Consider the following 17,127-nt stretch of genomic DNA (forward strand, 5'->3'; position numbering starts at 1 on the left):
CCGCGAGGTGAGCAGTGCTCAGCAGCCCCCGCCGAGGGAGATGCCGCGAGCGGTCAGCCACGGCACCGGGTTGACCCGGTCCGCGTACAGGCCGCCGGTGTGCACCTCGAAGTGCAGGTGCGGCCCGGTGGACTGACCGCGGTTGCCGACCTCGGCGATCCGCTGGCCCGCCGTGACCACCTCGCCCGCGGACACGAACATCTGGTTGACGTGCCCGTACAGGGTGATCGTCCCGTCGCCGTGCTCGACGGCGACGGCGAGGCCGAAGCCGCTGGCCGGGCCGGCCTCCAGGACGACGCCGTCCTCCGGCGTGTGGACCGGGGTGCCGATGGGTGCGGCGATGTCGATGCCGGCGTGCAGGGTGCCCCAGCGGGAGCCGTAGCAGGAGGTGACGCGCCCGATGGTCGGGGGCACGGCGCCGCCGGCCGCGGTCAGCGTGCTGGCGGTGGCCGACGCCTGCCGCGCGGCCCAGGCCGCCTCCGCGTCGGCGGCGCCCTGGAGGGTGAGCAGCCGGATCTCGGCCTCGCGCAGCTGCGCGTCGAGCGCCGCCTTCTCGGCGGCCACGGCGTCGTAGGTGCCCTGCGCGGCGGCCAGCTGCCGGTTGGCGGCGGCCTCGGCGTCCGCAGCGGTGCGGGCGAGCTGGTCGCGCTCGGCCACGGCCGTGCGCGCCGCACGGTCCGCGCGGGCCTCCTGGACCTCGGCCCGCTCCATCTCCTCGAGGACCTTCGTCCGCTCCTCGCCGAGGACCTCCAGGGTGGCGGCCTGCTGCAGGACCTCGGTGGGGCTGTCGGCGTCGAGGAGGATCGCGACGTCGCCGAAGGCGTCGTCGCTGCCCATGTAGGCCTCCCGGCCGATTGCCGACACGTCGTCCTCGGTCGACTCGACGGCGGCTCGGGCATCAGCCAGCTGCGCGGCCGTGGCCGTGGCCTCCGCCTGGGCGGCGGCGAGCGCCGCCCGCGCGGCGAGGGCCTCGCCGCTGGCGGCCTCGGCCTCCACGGTCATCCGCTGCAGGGTCTGCTCGGCCTCGGTGACACGGGCCGCGATCGCAGCCACCTCTGCGGCCGCCGCCTCGTGGGCCGTGCGCGCGTCGGACACCGGACCGCTGCCGCCGGGCGCGGCGTGGGCCACCGACGTGCCCAGCAGAGCGGCGGCGAGGACGCCGGCGACCAGGCCGGCGCGCCGGGCGCGCTGTCGGGGACGGCGAGAGGGAACGGGGTGGGATTCGGTGCTGGGGGAAACGGTGTGGTGCAGGGTCGCCAAGGCGACGCTTCTCCTGTTCTTCGCGACCGCCTACCGAGTTAGCTGACGGATTCGGGCCGGAAGACGCCCTACCTCCCCGCGTCCCCGAACGCGGGCAGGATTCACCCCAGTACTGCGGTGGTTCCCCGGTCCGCGCGGCCGTCGGGCCGGCGCGGTTCGGCGGGGCCCGTCCGATGCCCTCGGTGCGAGGGACGGTGCTCGTCCGGGCCGCGGACGACGGTACGTGTGGCAGGAGTGAATGTCACGGGAAGATAACGAGACGCAGGTGAGGCGCGCCTCGCACGACGCCGGCCGGCCGGTCAGCCCCGGCGGCCGCGTCTGGCAGGCTGTCTCCCGTCGGGGCGGTAGCTCAGCCGGTCAGAGCAAGGGACTCATAATCCCTGGGTCGTGGGTTCGAGCCCCACCCGCCCCACCGATATAGGTGCAGGTCAGAGGGTCGGTGCTTGATCGTCGATCTTGACGACGGGGCCCCGTGCCCACACGGTGCCCACACTACGCACCGTGACTTCTCGTGACTGACGCCTGGTGGGCCGCGTCCATGCGATCGGCAAGCGCGCCGAGGTCGTCGTCGAAGACGGAGTAGACGGAGTAGACGTCGAGGGTCATCGCCGCCGAGGCGTGACCAAGCATCCGCTGGACCGTCTTGACGTTCGCGCCGCTGGCTACCGGCAGGCTCGCCGCCGTGTGCCGGAGGTCGTGGGGGCTGAGATCCTCCAGTTCCGCTGCAGCAACGGCCGCATCGAAGACCGGGCGCCGGAAGTTGCCAGACCGCAGGACGCCACCCTCGGGCGAGGTCATCACCAGGTCGTCGGCGCGCTAGGAGTCAACCGACCGCGGGCAGCCCCCGGGGTGAGCGGTTCGTTTGCTCGTGGCAACTAGGAGGGCGGTTCGACCTCTGCGGCCGAATCGGCATCCTGCATGACCGAAGCCCCTTTAAGGTATGCGCGTCCCGCTACGAGATAGGCATGGATCTGTGCCGCCGACGTGGTGATACTCCCCTCGCCACGTCGACGCACGACGCTGATGAAGCTTCCCTCAACTTTGTCCCCCGCTATTGCACCCTGGACGAGATACGGCTGCATCTCCTTGGGTTGCCGCGGAATGCTGATCAGCAACAGGCCCTCTTCGTTAGCCACGCACACCCGCTCAATTCCAAGACCATCGATTGGAGGCACCAACCTCGCGTCAATAACGGCGCGATACTGATCCACGTCTATTTCAGAGAGTGGGACCGGAGTCACCGAACCCACGACCGACATCGAAGCCCTTCTTGCTTCCTTAAGGCCGATAACGATCACGGCATCGGAATCACCGTTGGCGAAGCGCGCCACATCCTGCGCCAGTTCGATTTTCTGTCGCTCACCGGGCGCGCCAGCGAGCCTGAGTGCGTACGCGCGGCTCTTGATCTCCAGCCACTCGTTCTCAGGAAGCCCGATCAGCAACGACGCGCGGCCTCCCCGTAGCAAATTTCGCGCGGAAGCTACCGTAATCGAACCCCCTTGATAGGCGTCGAGCAGGGCGGCCACATCGCGTCCAGCCGCAATAAGTTGCTTGCAAGTCATGGGGCCGTTCGGTTGTACGCGCACATGGATTTCGTGTGGATCGTCGAGAGCTGTTCGTCGCAGTGCCTCCGCCTCTGCCGGAGGGAGGACGTACCCCCAGTTGGTCGGGTCGCCACCACGGCTTTCGTAGTACACCTCAGAGACGAAGCAGTCGTGGCCCCTTGCTGCGGGAGCGAGCAATCGGCCCAGCTCTAACTCGCTCCACGGCGGCACGCGACGGGTGCGCGTCTCAGTCACTGCAAAGACGCGATCTGCTTCGACCCACAGTTGAACGGAGTCTGTGTCGGCCGAGTGGGCGTGGAAATCCGCACCCGTCTCAAGGGCAATGTTGACGTATTCGGTTGAACCCGGCAGCTGTTGGCAGCATCGGTGGTTGTCCAGCATTCCCAGTCGCAGGCTGTCGACGTCCGCGGCCGAGATAACGTCTTCCGGGACGATGAAGGCTCCATGCTTCGGTTGGACGATCCATCCGTGTCCGAGGACGTGAAGCTGGTGGCCGCCAAAGCCGCCGACACTCTCGACGTACCCCTCATCTTCTTCATCGAAGATGACAGCTGCTCCGCCCGATTTGGTCTGGATCTCGCTACCGCCGTCCATGAGCCCCACCTTGCCAGTTACCTTGCCGGCGTTGAACTGGCTGACCGCCCGCTCGGTCTGTGCTGCAGCTTCGCGTTCAGCGCCATAGCGCCAGAGCCCTGGCAGTGGACCCGCACCCCGCTCACAACGTTGCCTAGCTCAACGCGCGGTCGGTGAGCGCGGCCCGCTCCCACGGAGCGACCGGCAGGCGGCGTATTGCTCGACGATGAACGCCTCGACCCGAGCCTGCACCGCCAGTGTCCGGCCTGGGGTGCGCAGTGTGAACTCAGGCAGCGGTACAGCTGAGGGCGGGTGGGGCAGGGCACTGGCGCACGGCAGCGCGCTTTCGCTGATCGCCTTCTCGCGAGTGAGCGTTGCTCTACCCGACGGTACGAAAGCACCTTCGACCCGGCTCAAGGGAGCACGGCTCAGCGCAGCCAGCCTCCGAGGCTGTGGAAGTACCGCCCCGTCAGGCGCTCCAAGAGGTGCGCGGCCTCTCGGTCCGTGAGCATGGCTATGTAATCAATCAACGCTCTAGCTTTGACGAGTTTCGCGGAGTAGGCCCGCTGCTCAGATTCACTCGCCTCGAACATCTCCTGCAACAAGGGCGGATAGTTCGATACCGTATGCTTGCTCGACCACTCCTGCAGGGCTGCGTAGAGTTCGATGAGCGTCCGTCGCTGACCCTCTTGGTTGAGCGTGAGCTGGGGCCGTTGGATTACCTGGGTAATCGTCACGGCCTTCAACAAAGCAACCGCGGACGCGACCTCGGCTGACACATCAAGTTGGCCGTCCCCGCTTACCGCGACAGCTTCCATGAACGTACTGGTGAGCCGGCTCAGCAATTGATGTAGTGCTTGCCGCTCGGTTGGACGGCCCTCATATCTGCCAGGAAAACCGTAGAAAAACGTCTCCAGAAAGCTCTCTAGCCAGCCCTCCTCTGGCACTTTATCCAGCTTCTTCGAAGCCGCTTCCAATAATTCCAATAGCGCTCGCCTATTCCCGCCGGATAACGCCGACGCATCCAGCATGCCCGCTCGGTAGAAGTCAAAGAAGTCATGACTGGAGTATGCAATATCGTCGGCCCAGTCCATTATCTGAGCCTCCACAGATGGGAGGTCGTCTTCATAACCAAGCCGTGCAAACTCGAAGTAGGCGCTCTCTGACTGATAGGAGCTCCACTTTCTCGCAGCCAAGCCGTCCGCCCGCCTGAACCATGGGTACTTCAAAACCGCGTTGAGCGTCGCCCTCGTCAAGTTCAGTCCATGCGAGCCCTGGGTGTTAGTTGCAAGCTTCGTCACTATTCGAAAGGTCTGGGCATTTCCCTCGTACCCGTCCAGGTTTTCTTCCAGGGCTAGCTGATCAAGAGCTTGCTCGCCGATGTGACCGAAAGGAGGATGTCCTAAGTCGTGAGCGAGCCCAGCGGCTTCTACGACGTCGGCGTTTGGGGGCGCCAGATTCTCGTGCGGCCAGTTGCGGACCAGTCCCTCCGTGATCATCCGGCCAATCTGGCCAACCCGCAGACTGTGGGTCAGTCGGTTATAGAGGAGTTGACTCTCGCCCAAATCGGTGGTGACCTGCGTTACTCCCCCTAATCTCCGAAAGACGTCCGACGCAAGTATCCGCTGCCTATCTCGACTGAACGCCGGGATCGGATCATTAGGAGTGGCCGCTTCGAGTCGCGCCTTACGCTCAGCGTCCGTCAGCATCTGATCTCCTGCAACTGGGAGGTGTCCATGGCTAAGCGTGAAGCGGCGGAGAACCCAAGACAGTCGCCTTAGCCCGTGGGTCTGAGAAGCCTCTCCTACTTCCTGTGTGGTCGCTACACGGTCGTTAGCGGACGCCTGGTCACCGGTGGCGACGCCTTCGCCGCGAGCGCGGGGCCCCTGGGGAGGAGACGTCCATGCCCCATCGCGGAGCGCGCTGGGTGTAGCACCGCTTCTCTCCCCCGACCCCACGCGGCGCGCGTTCGCCTTCGCGGCCCAGGGCTTACGTGCCTGTCAGTGTGTGCCCCATGACGGTGCGAAGGGAGTGCACAGTCGCCGGCTGCTCAAGCCCAACGCGGGCTCGGGGCATGTGCAGCCGGCACTACCAGCGCACCGTCAAACACGGGACGCCGAACCCCAAGGATGTGCAGGAGCGCGTTCACCGGAACGGGTCATGCCAGGTGGAGCACTGCGCGCTGAAGATCAAGGCTCACGGTTACTGCCAGAAGCACTACCAGCGGTGGCAGAAGTACGGCGACCCTGGTGCGGAGCGCGACCCGAGCCAGCCTCGCCTCTGCGTGGTGTGCAGCGTTGACATCTCGCACCGAAAGTCAAACGCCCTCACCTGCTCACTGCCGTGCAAGGCGACGGCGGCCGACCGTCGTCGTAACGGGCGCCCGAGCGCAACCCTGCGCAAGGAGAACAGACGGGCCCGGATGCTTGGGAATCCGGGTTACGTCGAGGTCACCGACTGGGAGTGGCTCCGGGTCAAGAACCGGTACCGAGGGTGTTGCGCCTACTGCGGCAAGCGGACCCCGCGTCCCCACATGGATCACGTTGTCCCGCTGGCCCGAGGTGGACGGCACGCCCCAGCGAACGTCGTGCCGGCGTGCGCGGCTTGCAACGTCAGCAAGTTCAAGTTCTTCCTCGTCGAGTGGAGGTTGCGGCAGCGGAGAACGACGGTTGAGGTGGCGGAGCTCGGCGTGTAGGGCAGGCTCGAGAACGCAATACCTATGCCGGAGTACGCGCATGACGACTACACGACGCCGGCCTGGGGCGGACCGTCAGCGGCGTTTCCCAGGGAAAGGCCTTCTTCCAGCTCAACTGCTTCGCCGTACGCCGCAGGTGGTCGTTGACGCACACGACGTCGCACTTCTCGATCTCGCGCACGATCGCCGCCCATCCATGCGAGTGGATCATCTGGCTGACGTTCATCTCCTTGGACTCGCGGTCACGGTGGTCGAACTGCAGGACGACGATGTCGGGCTCGCCGCAGTCCACGCAGGGGTGCGCGCGGAGGTACTGCCACAAGTTCTCGCGGTTCCGTGCCACGAACGCGTTGTGCAGCCCAGTACGGTAGGCGCGCCAGGCCTCACTACCGATGGTCTCCCTCTTGCGGGCGTCGCGGGCGTACTGCCTCTTGTTGTCGGCGGCCCGCTCCGCCGGCGTCATCTGCGCTCGGCGGAGCCTCCGACGCTCGGCCTTCCCGGCGTTCTCGCAAGGCCTGCACCACGCCCGCCACCGTTGCCGTGCCTTGTCCCAGGCGAAGTTGTCCACGGTCTTCCACTCCAGGCAGCGCAGGCACTGCTTCGTCTCCATGGTCGCGTCCTCGTCCGGCGGTTTCAGCCTGCCTCAGCCTGCCTCCCCTGAGGTTGCGCCTTTCTCCACCCCATCTGTGTCGCGGTACGGCGGGCGTGGCAGTTGCCGCAGACGACGTCGCACTTCTCGATCTCCTTCAGGACGACCGGCCAACGGCGGCCTGAGGCGATCATCCGGCTGACGATCATCTCTTTGGACTCGCGATCACGGTGGTCGAACTGCAGGACGACGATGTCGGGCTCGCCGCAGTCGACGCACGGGTGCGCGCGGAGGTACTGCCACAGGTTCTGACGGGCCTCCGCGACGTAGGCGTCGAACAGAGCGAGGCGGTAGGCGCGCCAGGCCTCGTCACCCATCTCTCGCCTGCGCTCGGCATCGCGGTCGTACTGCTTGTGGTTCTCGGCCGCGCGCTCGTCCAGCGTCAGCTGCGCCCTGCGCTCCCTGCGGAGTTCGTTCGCCCGCTCCCGGTGGCAGGGCTTGCATTTGCCCACCCACCGCTGATGCGTCTTGCTCCAGTAGAACTGGTCGACGGGCTTCCACTCCCGGCACATCGAGCACTGCTTGGTCTGCACGACGACTGTGGTACCAGGCACGTACGACGGAACCGATGGGCCTCCACCGACCGAGGTCAACCGCCATCCGCTCGGGCCAGGTCAGCACCACGCCCGCCGCAGCGCAAGACGTTGGACCCAGTGCGGGTCACGAGGAGCTTCCTCGGTGAGCAGCACCGCCGTCACCGGGGTCGGCGGCTGGGCGTCGGAAAAGGTCCACCGGTAATCCAGCACCTGCCCCAGTCCCAGCCAGATCTGGTCGACCCCAATCCCGGCCGCGAGGCTCTGACCTCGACGATGTAGGTGCTCCGGGCCCAGCCCCTCTGCAGGCAGGTCGATAGAGCCGACCGGTGCGCTGTTGGTGACCTGCGGCCTCTAATGCGAGGACATGTACCGATCTTGGCGCACGGGGGCGGGACAGTCACGGCTAGCGGCTAGACGGACCCGCGGGGAGACGGTGGACTAGTAGGCGCTGGTCGATGCCGGGGTCGGCACTCCGGGCGTGCCGTGAAGGCACCCTCCATCGCCGATCTTGACGACGGGAGCCCGTGCCCACACTACGCACCGTGACGTCTTGTTACGGACGCCTCGTGGGCGAGATCCATGCGGTCAGCGAGGGCGCCGAGGTCGTCATCGAAGAGCCCGGAGTAGACGTCGAGGGTCATCGCTGCGGAGGCGTGACCGAGCATCCGTTGGACCGCCTTGACGTTCGCGCCGCTGGCCACCAGCAGGCTGGCGGCGGTGTGCCGGAGGTCGTGCGGGCTGAGGTCCTCGAGCCCGGCGGCTATGGCCGCCGGGTCAAAGAACCGCCGCCGGAAGTTGCCCGAGCGCAGCACCGCGCCGCCCGGCGAAGTCAGGACGAGGTCGTCCGGGCCCTTGCCCTGACAGCGGCGCGACAGGGGCTCGACGAGGATGCTCGGGATCGGCACGGTGCGCTGCTGGTGCGTCTTGGGCGCTCCGTACTCGACGGTGCCGCCGACCTCCGTGGCGCTCTCGGCGACGGTGAGCCGCTTGCGGAGGAAATCGATCCGGCGGACCCGTAGGGCGGCCATCTCGCCGAACCGGAGGCCGGTGTACGCCAGCAGACGGACGACGTCGCCGTACTCCCCCGCTGCGTCCGCCAGCCGCTCCAGCTCCGTGCGGGTGAGGAACCGGGGATCGGCGCGCCGGGCCCTGGGCAGCGGCACGCCGGATGCCGGGTTGCGCGGGATGCGCCCGTCGCGGACGGCGAGGGCCAGGATGAGTGCGAGGACGCGGTGCGCCTGCCGCACCGTCGCCGGCGCGAGGCCGCCGTCGACGAGTTGGGCCACCCACGCGGCGACCTCGGCATGGGTGACGTCGGCCAGCCGGTGCCGACCCCAGCGCGGCAGGATCTGGACGCGCAGCAGCGACCGGTAGCGGTAGAGCGTGCTGGGCTTCAGCCCGGTCTGCGCGGCGAGCCACTGCTCCGCCCAGACATCCACGGTGACCCGGCCACGCTCCGGCGCCGTCCAGGTCTGCGTGACGATCGCCGACGTCTGCTCGTCAAGCCATCGTTGGGCGTCGACCTTGCGCGTGAACCGCTTCTCGTGCTGCCGCCCGCGAGCATCGCGGTACCGCGACCGGTACCGTTTGCTGCCGTCGCTGAGCACGTCCACCGTGATGCTGCCGGCCATCAGTCGACCGTGCCCACGACGGCTCCCCGGGTCAACGCCGTCTCGAGTCTCTGGGGAGGCCCGTACGCCTGTGGACGACGCCCGCTCATCGACGGTCGAGGGCCTGGGCGTGCTGTTGCGCGATCCAGGCGTGGAGGTCGTCGGTGCGGTACAGGACGCGGCGGCCGAGGCGGAAGCTGCGCGGGCCGGTGCCCAGGTGGCGCCAGTAGCGCAAGGTGGCGACCGGCGCGCGGAGGAGGTCGGCCGCCTCGGTGATGGTGAGCAGTTCGGGGTCGTTGCCGGCGGTGTGGTCCGTCATGGTCGGCTCCGGTCCTGGTCGGATGGGCTGGGCCCCATCGCCTGTAGAAGGCGCCAAACGGGGCCCGTTGGTGACAGCCGACCGCAAGATCCTGCCGGGATTCTCCAGTTGTTCTGCAGTCGCCGGTGCGGCTCATCGCCCGATGCCGGGTGCCGCGCTGCCCCGGCTGAGGGAGGGCCAGCGGCGCTCGGACTCCGGCCGCGGTACGCCGGGGTCGACGGCGGTCGGTCGCAGGGCTGCCGGGAACCGGGATCGATCGGCGTCTTGGGCGCGCCACGCGTTGCGTTCTGCGATGAGCCGATCGGCGGGCTGGTCGAGCAGGGTCGGGTCGGCCAACAGTGCGGCGATGCGTTCCCGCGCGCCGGCCAGCTCCTGTCCAGCGGCCGCGATGCCCCGGTCGACTTCGCTCAGCCGCTCGGCAGGGCCAGGAGTGCGGCCGAGCACACCGACCTGCGTGAGCTTCTGGGCGGCCTGAAGGGCGACGACAGCGCGCAGCGTGTCGTGCTGCGGCTGACGGCTTTCCAGCCGATCCAGGCAGCGCTGCTCAACCGTCCACGCCTCGCGCAGCTCGGCGAGCACCTGGTCGAGTGGGCGGGGCTGGGCGTAGCGGGCGGCTTCGGTGGCGACGAGCTGCGCGGCGTGGCCGGGGCCCAGGTCGGCGCGGTCGCGGCCGAACACCGCTATCCACTGCTGCCGCGCCTCGGCCAGGTCGGCGGCCACCAGGTGCGCGGTATTCGCGGTGCGGCCTCGGGTAATGCCGACGTAGGCCGACGCGGCGCCGGTGTGCTCGCCGATAACCACATGCGCCGAGGTGACGGTGTCGCCCTGCACCCCGTGCGCGGTGCTGGCGTAGGCAAGCTCGACGTGGGCGGTGACGTAGCCGGCGGGCAGCACCCGCTCCCCCGCTCCGGCCGGGGTGACACCCGGAGTGACACCGGCCGAGACGGCGCCGGTCGGGGTGACATCGTCCGGTACGACGGCCAGCGCCCCCGAAGGACCGACGGCGGTGACGGTCCAGATATCCCGGTTGGCCACACCCAGGCAGCGGTCGTTGCGGCGGGTAGCGATCCGGTCCCCGGCGCCGATCCGCTGCCCCGCCCCGGTGACCGCGACCCGGACGTCATCGACGAGCCCGTCGGCGACTCGCCTCTCCCGGACCGCTGCGCCCAGTTCGGCGGCCTGCTCGCGGGTGTCCACCACGATCGCTGTCTGCTCGCCCCGGCGGTGAAGCTCTGCGGCCAGGGCGGCCAGCGCCTCCCGCAGCGCAGCGGCGTCGGCGTGCAGACGGACCTGGCCGCGGCCGGCCAGCGCGTCGAACACCCGGCCGACATCCGCGCCGTCGCGCATGGCCAGGGTCAGGTCGGCGTACTCCGTGTCGGGCACCGTCTGCCCGGCATCGTCGATGCGGGTGAAGCGGTGCACCCGGTCGAGGGTCACGTGAGCGGCCGGGTCGACCCGGCGCACGGCAAGGTCCAGTACCCCGCCGCGGCCCACCGCGGCCAACTGGTGCCGGTCGCCGAGGAGCGCCACCCGGACGTCGTGCTCGTCGGCGACGACCAGCAGGGCTCGGGCGGTGTCCTGGTCGAGCATCCCGGCCTCGTCGACGACCAGGATGTCCCCCGGCCGCAACCGCGCGTTCTCCCCGGGTCCGGCATAGAGCCGGCCGGTGGCCGGGTCGGCCTCACCGGGGGTCAACCGGGTCCAGGCGCCGTCGTCGGTCCAGCGCCAGCCGTGCTGGAAGGCCAGCCAGGCCGCCGAGCCGGCGGTGGCGCCGACCTCGGCGGAGGCGACCCCGGCCGCCTTCAGGGTGGGGGTGACCACCACCAGCCGCCGCCCCTGTTCCCCCAGCAGTCGACCAGCTGCGGCCAGGGTGGTGGTCTTGCCCGCGCCGGCCGCGCCCTCCACCACCACCAGCGGCCGGTTCCCGGCGAGCGCGGCCGCGGTAGCGGCCTGACCGGGGTCCAACAGTTCCAGGCCGGCCACCCGGACCGGTCGGAGGTCGGCATCCGCACCGTGGTGGGTGCCGCGGGCGGCGAGGCGGGCGGCCAGGTCGGCCTCGACCTCGAGCACCGCCGGGGAGGTCCAGGTCCGGATGTGCTCGGGCACTCCGTCGCGGTTTAGCAGCGGAAGGCAGCGGGCCAGGGCGCGGGCGGTGAGGTCCTCGGCCAGTTCGCCGCGCACCGCTGCCTCGGTGACGACGCCCGCAGCCGAGAGCAGCCGTTCGGCCTCGCCGCGCAGGTCGGCGGCGTTCCAGGCGGAGCGGCCGGCGGCCAGCCGGGTGAGCATCTGGTCGGCAGCGCGGTCGCGGTCCAGCGCGCCGATCGGGCTGGATCGCAGCTGGACCGGTCGGTCGGGGTCGTGGTAGCCGAGGGCGGCCAGCTCGGTCCGCCACCGCGCGGTGAGGTCGGCGCCCGAGCGGGGAGTGACCTTGTCCGGGCGGCCGTCGGCCCATGCGCGGGCGTCCCACGCCCGCCGCAGCGCCGGCCCCGGGCATTCGCCGGGGTGCGCGGCGGTCCAGTCGCGTTCGTAGCGATCCAGGTTGCGCCCGATCTGCGCCGCCCGCGCGCTGAACGGACCGATGTACTCGGCGAGCTCCAGTATTTCTCCAGTCGCATCGAGGGTGTAGCCGTGGGCGGCCAGCGCGGTGCGGAACTGCGGGTCGCAGGCGACCGCGGCGTGCCCGATTCCGTTGATGGCGGCGAGGAAGTCGCGCACGCCGACGGTGTGCAGCCCGCGCCACTTTCCGGCGGCGAACACCCGGGCGTTGAGTTGCAGGTGCAGATGCCGGTGCGGATCTCCGGCGCGGGAGGTGTAGTGCCGCACCGTCACGGCCTCCAGCACCTCGAGCGGCACCTGCAACTGCCCGCCGCGCGGGCCGACCCGGGTGGTCGCGTGTCCGGCGAGCCAGCCGATGATCTCGACCGCGGCGCGGTCCTGGGCGGCGTCGTAGGCGGCGGCGATGTCCGGGTGCACCGCGGCGGCCAACGACCAGGACTTCGGGCCGTTGACCACCACCTCGACGAACCGCACCGCACGCTCGTCGATACGCAGCCGCCCCCGCGGCTGCCCGGTATCTGGGTCCCGGCCGGCCACCCAGCTTTCGTAGGTCTCCCCCGTCAACGGCGCACGCTCCTCCACCCGCCCGGCGGTGGCCGTGAAGCGGCGGGCCAGGCCGGTGCCCTCGGCCAGGTAGTAGTCATCAGCGCGGCCGCGGTCGGCCTCCAGATACGCCCGGGCAGCCGCTGGCGGACCGGCGTAGACCTTCATTCCGCCGTGCAATTTCCACGCCACCCAACAATGACCAACATGTCACCCCAAGAGACGACGATGGGCCCCGCGAAGCGGGGCCCGAGCTACCTCTATTGGTAGCATGCGTGCCGTTCTGCAGTAAGGGCTTGACGCGTCACGAAAGCGAATGCCCGTTACAGATCGTTTGCGCCAAAGGGATCGGAATCTAGAGCGCTGTTGATGATGTATGGCTATTCTCGGCTGGCAGTCGGGCCTATGTAGTCCGCCTCCTTCGAAGGACGGTGACCTTCAGCGCAGCGAACCTCGCCGGCCCGTGCGGCTAGGTCGTCTCGTCCACATCGCCGCGCGGCGGGCGACCAGCCGCCCTGGCCGCGATCACCGCGCATCAGCGAGGAGCCGGTCCGCGGGGGCGGCGCCTCAGGCTGAGAAAGGGGCCCCGCCAGACGGGCAACGAGCTTTCCGACCGACGGCTGGCCGGGCTCCGGCTCGTATCACCGTCTACAGCTTCGGTGGTAACCCGGCGCTCAGGCGGTCGTAGATGCCGACGCGTGCAGGGAACGAAGCAGGCGCTCCAGTGCGCCGGTGAGCTGCTCAACCGTCGCATCCGCCAGACCGAGAGTCTCGAGGTCCTCCCAGGGCGTGTGGTCGGGAAGGTAGCGCTGGCGGTCGGACCAGACGCGAACGTGCAGCTCTCGCGCTGCCCAGCCGGTCGCTCCGATGGGCAGCGGCCATGCCCATCCCTGCTCAACGGCGATCTTGAACTCCTCGAGTACCCCAGCCGCGACCTCGGGATTGCCCTGCCCGTCGTCCCGACATCCGGCGATGAAGATTGCGATCCCCGCGTTGCGCGCCATGTCCTCGCGCCAACGGGTCCACAGCTCGGCTCGCTCCGCTGGCGTCGCCGCCGCAGGTCGTGGGAACGGCCGCAGCACGAGGCGACGCGCGGGATCGGCGTGACCGCGGTACACCTGCTCGGCGGCGCCAGCCAGGACCGCGGCGCCGGCGCCCAGGCCAACGCCGGAGACCAGGTTGTGGCCGGTGGTGATAATCGCTCGCCCGGCCATCTCGGCGATGGTCTCGATGCGCTGGCGCTCGCTGCCGGGCAGCAAGGTGGCGTCGCCGGAGGAGGCAGAGACCAGGACATTTCGCCGGGCCAGGCGGTCGGCGAGCTCCTCGAGCAACACGGGGACGTCGCTATAGTCGTCCACCAGCACCGTCTCGATGCCATAGCGCTTCAAGCTGCGGATGCGCAACCCTTGACGCACCGCCTCGCGCCCAGCGGCCTCGCGCTTGAAGACCGCCCAGTGTTGCCGCTGGTTAGCACCGAAGGCGGCACGCTGCTGCGCGAGAACGTGATCGATGTTGGGGTCGGTCAGGCTGAAGCCGACGATCAAGAAGGTCTTCTGGGTCAGGTGCGCCTGCAACACCCGCGGCACATGCGGGTATTTGGCCTCGTAGGTGTCGTAGTCCTCCCGAGATAGGACGACCGAGCCAACGTCATCGGTGTCCCCATGCATCTTGTAGACGGTTGCGTCGCTGCCCGGCCGGTCCGAGGTCCACGACGCCTGAGCGCTGAGCCGTTTGACATCGACGACGCGATCGGCTGCCTCGTAGGTCCGCTCAAGGGTGTCCTCGTAGTTCGTGGTCCACACGTCCCGGACCGGGAGGCGGGCCAAGGCTTCATGGGCCCTGGTACTCACCGGCTGCGCATGCTGGAAGTGCTCCCGCAGCATCCGGTTCAGACGACTGCGGTCCTGGTTGTTGGCATCCAGGTGGTACTGGGCCACGCCCGGCAGGTCGTACTCCTCGTCGATGTCCAGGCCGAGGTCCGACGCAAGGTCGCGCAGCAAACCCCGCCAGTCGACGAACCCGGCCGCGCGGGACAGCCCGGCCCCGACCAGCAGGGCCGCCCGCCCCTGTTCGACGTCGTCGGCGTACTCGCGCAGGAACCGCGCCCTGGTAGCCGGGAACTCGCCCGGCACGTCAGCCGCAGACTGCGCAGTAGAGCAGCCGGTGCTTCAGGCACTTCTTGCCGGCAGCGACGGCCGCCTTCTCAACCCAGGCGCCGAACCGATTGCGGTCGTAGGTGTAAACCTTGTGCCCGATCAGCCCGGTCGGGACCGCGCCTTGGACGTCGGTAAGCCCCTTGGCGTTCTCCAGCCGGTGGATGTGCACGCCTAGCAGGCCGTTGCCCCGCTCGATGCTCTTCTTGATCTCGTACTTCACCCACCGTCGCTGTGCGGTCTTCGCGCCGATGAGGACCGCGGTGACGCTGGTGCCCACCAGCGCGTCATCGATCATTTTCTGGATCACGGCATCGCCCTTCTTCTGTGCCTCCTCCCATAGCGAACTGTCCGTCCAGCCGGCGGCGGCCCGGGCGTCGACCTGGCCGGCTTTGCGCACGATGCTCGCGCGCCACACGTCCCGCTCGTAGTGGAAGCTGAAGAAGGTGCTGCGGCCGGCCATCGAGCGGGGATCCTCCCGGGTGGAGCTGCGTCTCCTACATCGCCTGGCCGATGCTACGTGCGAGCACCGACACCCCATCCTCCGCCGGACGCCGGACACGTCGCACGGAAGCGCGAGCCCGCCGCACCGGGGGCGGGACCGGAGACCGAAGTACCTGGACGGGTTGCGGCTTGAGGCAGCAGAGGCGCTCCCGGCTCTCACGTGTCCATGCGTCTGGCCATCAGCCCCGTCTTGGAGCTTCATCGGTCTGCCGCTGAGAAGCACTCCACCGGACGGCCGATGGCCTGCCCGGCTTCGCCGCAGTCGTTGAGGTCCTACTCCTCCAGACGACACTTGCGCAGAAGCCGGCGGTCGCCCTTCCGAACAACCAGTGCCTGACCATCTGGCCTCAGCCCTACGAGCACCGGATGCAGAGCGAGAGTGTCAGACCGTCCTCGTAACCTGCGTCCATGCGCTCGCCCGAACCGCACCGGTCCCGCGATGAGGAGGTCGACGTCAGTGCGGAAGGTGAGTCCGACACTAGGTCTTCCATCCCCGTGGACCCGCGCGATCAACTCGTGCTCGACGAGGCTCGCCGGAGCATCGACCAGCAAAAGAAGGACCTAGAGGGTCTGCGGACCAGAGCCACGGCCACCATCGGCTTTAGCACGATCGCCGCGTCCGTCATCGGCGGTTTGTCCCTCCGGGGCGCCAGCAATCTGACCGCGTGGACGTGGGGTGCATTCGCTTGTCTCGTAATGGTCGCGCTCTTGTCCGTCTACATACTTCTGCCGCGGACCCTAACTCTGGTTATGGACGGCAAGGTCATGGACAGCTGGATTGACAAGGGGGACGACATCAGCCACATGATGCGAAGCACCTCGCTCGGATACGACGCGGAGTACACCAAGAACGACGTTCTCCTGCGCCGAATGCACAGCACCTACGCAGCAAGCATCCTCGTCGTACTCGTCGAGGTGACCCTTCTCTTTATCGATCTAGCCCGAAGGTGACCTGTGCCCAAGTCCCAGAAACCCCCGCAACCCCGGCCTGCTCCTAACCCGAGCCCCGGAAGGCCCGGCAAGCATAATCAGCAGCCGCCAAGTCCACGCCCCGCCGGACCGAAACCCGAGAAGCGCTAAGAACAACGCCACTCTGTCGGCTCATGGCTGGTTGAAGGGAAGCAGCATGTCTCGATCGTCATTCGTCAGTTTCCACTATCAGAACGACCACTGGCGAGTTCAGCAGATCCTGCGCATGGGCGCTATCGATGGGCAGGAGATCATGCCTGCTCAGAAGTGGGAGACTGTCAAGGCCCGCGGCGACAACGCGGTACAGCATTGGATCGACACAGAGATGGCCTACAAGGGGGCCGTGGTGGTCCTTATCGGTTCTCAGACCGCCTCTCGCAGGTGGGTGAAGTACGAGATTCAGAAGGCCTGGATGTCCAGAAAGCCACTCCTCGGTATCCGTATTCACGCGCTCAAGGACGAGCACCAGCGCACCGCAACCGCCGGAAGCAACCCCTTTGCACAGTTTGGCTTTTCCGACAGCCGCCTCACCTATGCCGATTTCGTCCCGGTCTTCGACCCTCCGGGGTACGACAGCACCCAGGTGTACGCCAGCATCAAGAACAACATCGAGTCGTGGATTGCCAGCGGCTACAGGCGGTCCTAGCCCATGTCCGCGGATCCTGACTGTGACTTCTGCCAGATCGTCGCCGGTGACAAACCGGCGCGAGTGGTCCTCCGGACAGAGAAGGTCGTCGCACTCTTTCCGCTGGAGCCTGCGACTATCGGGCACACGCTCGTGATCCCGCGGCCACACATCCCGAACATCTGGGCACTGGATGACGGGACCGCGCAATACCTGACCGAAGCCACCCTAAGAATCGCGCGAGCCGTCCGGGAGGCCCTCAACCCCCAGGGGCTCAACATCATCCAGTCGAATGGAACTGCCGCTACCCAGACAGTCATGCACCTACACGTCCACGTTGTCCCACGCTGGGATCACGACGGCATGGGTCCCTTCTGGCCAGAGCGCACTAACTGGACGGACGAGGACAAGGACGCCGCGCTCACCGCTATCCGCAACAGCCTCGGCTCCCCTGATGCATCGCTTCACGGGCCTCCCCATTAGGTGAACCGCGCTGAGAGCGCGCCTCGTAGGTCGAGCCCTCAAGATGCGCCCCCGCCTATCAGGGACGTTGAGGGTTGCCCGAGACCG

General features: G+C 68.3%; 14 protein-coding genes, 1 tRNA gene, 1 pseudogene and 1 riboswitch. Of the genes and pseudogenes, 5 read left to right on the forward strand and 11 right to left on the reverse strand.

The window, feature by feature from the left end:
- Positions 1 to 18: 18 nt before the first annotated feature.
- Positions 19 to 1,260, reverse strand: coding sequence for a M23 family metallopeptidase (locus ACFSHS_RS17735; RefSeq protein WP_376878917.1), 1,242 nt, complete (start codon positions 1,258 to 1,260; stop codon positions 19 to 21).
- A gap of 12 nt (positions 1,261 to 1,272) precedes the next feature.
- Positions 1,273 to 1,422, reverse strand: a riboswitch (cyclic di-AMP (ydaO/yuaA leader).
- A 176-nt stretch (positions 1,423 to 1,598) separates the two neighbouring features.
- On the opposite strand from ACFSHS_RS17735, the gene ACFSHS_RS17740 reads away from it, so the two are divergent.
- Positions 1,599 to 1,672: transfer RNA gene (locus tag ACFSHS_RS17740), tRNA-Ile, on the forward strand.
- Between the two features lie 80 nt (positions 1,673 to 1,752).
- Here the strand turns inward: ACFSHS_RS17740 and ACFSHS_RS17745 are convergent.
- From ACFSHS_RS17745 to ACFSHS_RS17755, 3 genes and pseudogenes are all read right to left on the reverse strand, one after another.
- Positions 1,753 to 2,070, reverse strand: a pseudogene (locus ACFSHS_RS17745) (tyrosine-type recombinase/integrase); the annotation flags it as partial.
- Between the two features lie 65 nt (positions 2,071 to 2,135).
- Positions 2,136 to 3,419 (reverse strand): AlbA family DNA-binding domain-containing protein, encoded by a 1,284-nt coding sequence (locus tag ACFSHS_RS17750; protein ID WP_376878920.1) that lies wholly within the window; start codon positions 3,417 to 3,419, stop codon positions 2,136 to 2,138.
- A 407-nt stretch (positions 3,420 to 3,826) separates the two neighbouring features.
- A complete protein-coding gene (locus ACFSHS_RS17755; protein ID WP_376878922.1) occupies positions 3,827 to 5,107 on the reverse strand; it encodes a deoxyguanosinetriphosphate triphosphohydrolase family protein in 1,281 nt (426 codons plus the stop codon).
- Positions 5,108 to 5,820: 713 nt separating this feature from the next.
- On the opposite strand from ACFSHS_RS17755, the gene ACFSHS_RS17760 reads away from it, so the two are divergent.
- Complete coding sequence (locus ACFSHS_RS17760) at positions 5,821 to 6,093, forward strand: HNH endonuclease (protein WP_376879215.1); 273 nt, start codon at positions 5,821 to 5,823, stop codon at positions 6,091 to 6,093.
- 22 nt (positions 6,094 to 6,115) lie between these two features.
- On the opposite strand, the gene ACFSHS_RS17765 is transcribed toward ACFSHS_RS17760, so the two are convergent.
- From ACFSHS_RS17765 to ACFSHS_RS17795, 7 genes are all read right to left on the reverse strand, one after another.
- On the reverse strand, positions 6,116 to 6,703 hold the full coding sequence (locus ACFSHS_RS17765) for a hypothetical protein (RefSeq protein ID WP_376878924.1): 588 nt from the start codon (positions 6,701 to 6,703) through the stop codon (positions 6,116 to 6,118).
- Between the two features lie 23 nt (positions 6,704 to 6,726).
- Positions 6,727 to 7,275 carry a hypothetical protein gene (locus ACFSHS_RS17770; RefSeq protein WP_376878926.1) on the reverse strand — a complete coding sequence of 183 codons (549 nt, stop codon included), beginning with the start codon at positions 7,273 to 7,275 and terminating at the stop codon, positions 6,727 to 6,729.
- A 536-nt stretch (positions 7,276 to 7,811) separates the two neighbouring features.
- Positions 7,812 to 8,909, reverse strand: a complete 1,098-nt coding sequence (locus ACFSHS_RS17775) for a tyrosine-type recombinase/integrase (RefSeq protein WP_376878928.1) — start codon at positions 8,907 to 8,909, stop codon at positions 7,812 to 7,814.
- An 85-nt stretch (positions 8,910 to 8,994) separates the two neighbouring features.
- Positions 8,995 to 9,207 (reverse strand): helix-turn-helix transcriptional regulator, encoded by a 213-nt coding sequence (locus ACFSHS_RS17780; RefSeq protein WP_376878930.1) that lies wholly within the window; start codon positions 9,205 to 9,207, stop codon positions 8,995 to 8,997.
- Positions 9,208 to 9,339: 132 nt separating this feature from the next.
- Entirely contained in the window at positions 9,340 to 12,474 is a 3,135-nt protein-coding gene (gene mobF, locus ACFSHS_RS17785; protein WP_376878932.1) for a MobF family relaxase, read from the reverse strand.
- A 506-nt stretch (positions 12,475 to 12,980) separates the two neighbouring features.
- Positions 12,981 to 14,438 carry an SIR2 family protein gene (locus tag ACFSHS_RS17790; RefSeq protein WP_376878934.1) on the reverse strand — a complete coding sequence of 486 codons (1,458 nt, stop codon included), beginning with the start codon at positions 14,436 to 14,438 and terminating at the stop codon, positions 12,981 to 12,983.
- Between the two features lies 1 nt (position 14,439).
- Positions 14,440 to 14,922 carry a TIR domain-containing protein gene (locus tag ACFSHS_RS17795; protein ID WP_376878936.1) on the reverse strand — a complete coding sequence of 161 codons (483 nt, stop codon included), beginning with the start codon at positions 14,920 to 14,922 and terminating at the stop codon, positions 14,440 to 14,442.
- A 449-nt stretch (positions 14,923 to 15,371) separates the two neighbouring features.
- Between ACFSHS_RS17795 and ACFSHS_RS17800 the strand changes: the two genes are divergently transcribed.
- The 3 genes from ACFSHS_RS17800 (at position 15,372) to ACFSHS_RS17810 (ending at position 17,040) form a co-directional block, all read left to right on the forward strand.
- A complete protein-coding gene (locus tag ACFSHS_RS17800) occupies positions 15,372 to 15,914 on the forward strand; it encodes a hypothetical protein (RefSeq protein ID WP_376878938.1) in 543 nt (180 codons plus the stop codon).
- Between the two features lie 175 nt (positions 15,915 to 16,089).
- A complete protein-coding gene (locus ACFSHS_RS17805; protein ID WP_376878940.1) occupies positions 16,090 to 16,578 on the forward strand; it encodes a TIR domain-containing protein in 489 nt (162 codons plus the stop codon).
- Positions 16,579 to 16,581: 3 nt separating this feature from the next.
- Positions 16,582 to 17,040 (forward strand): HIT family protein, encoded by a 459-nt coding sequence (locus tag ACFSHS_RS17810; protein ID WP_376878942.1) that lies wholly within the window; start codon positions 16,582 to 16,584, stop codon positions 17,038 to 17,040.
- Positions 17,041 to 17,127 lie beyond the last annotated feature (87 nt).

The sequence above is a fragment of the Blastococcus deserti genome (assembly GCF_042682525.1).
GTDB lineage: Bacteria > Actinomycetota > Actinomycetes > Mycobacteriales > Geodermatophilaceae > Blastococcus_B > Blastococcus_B deserti.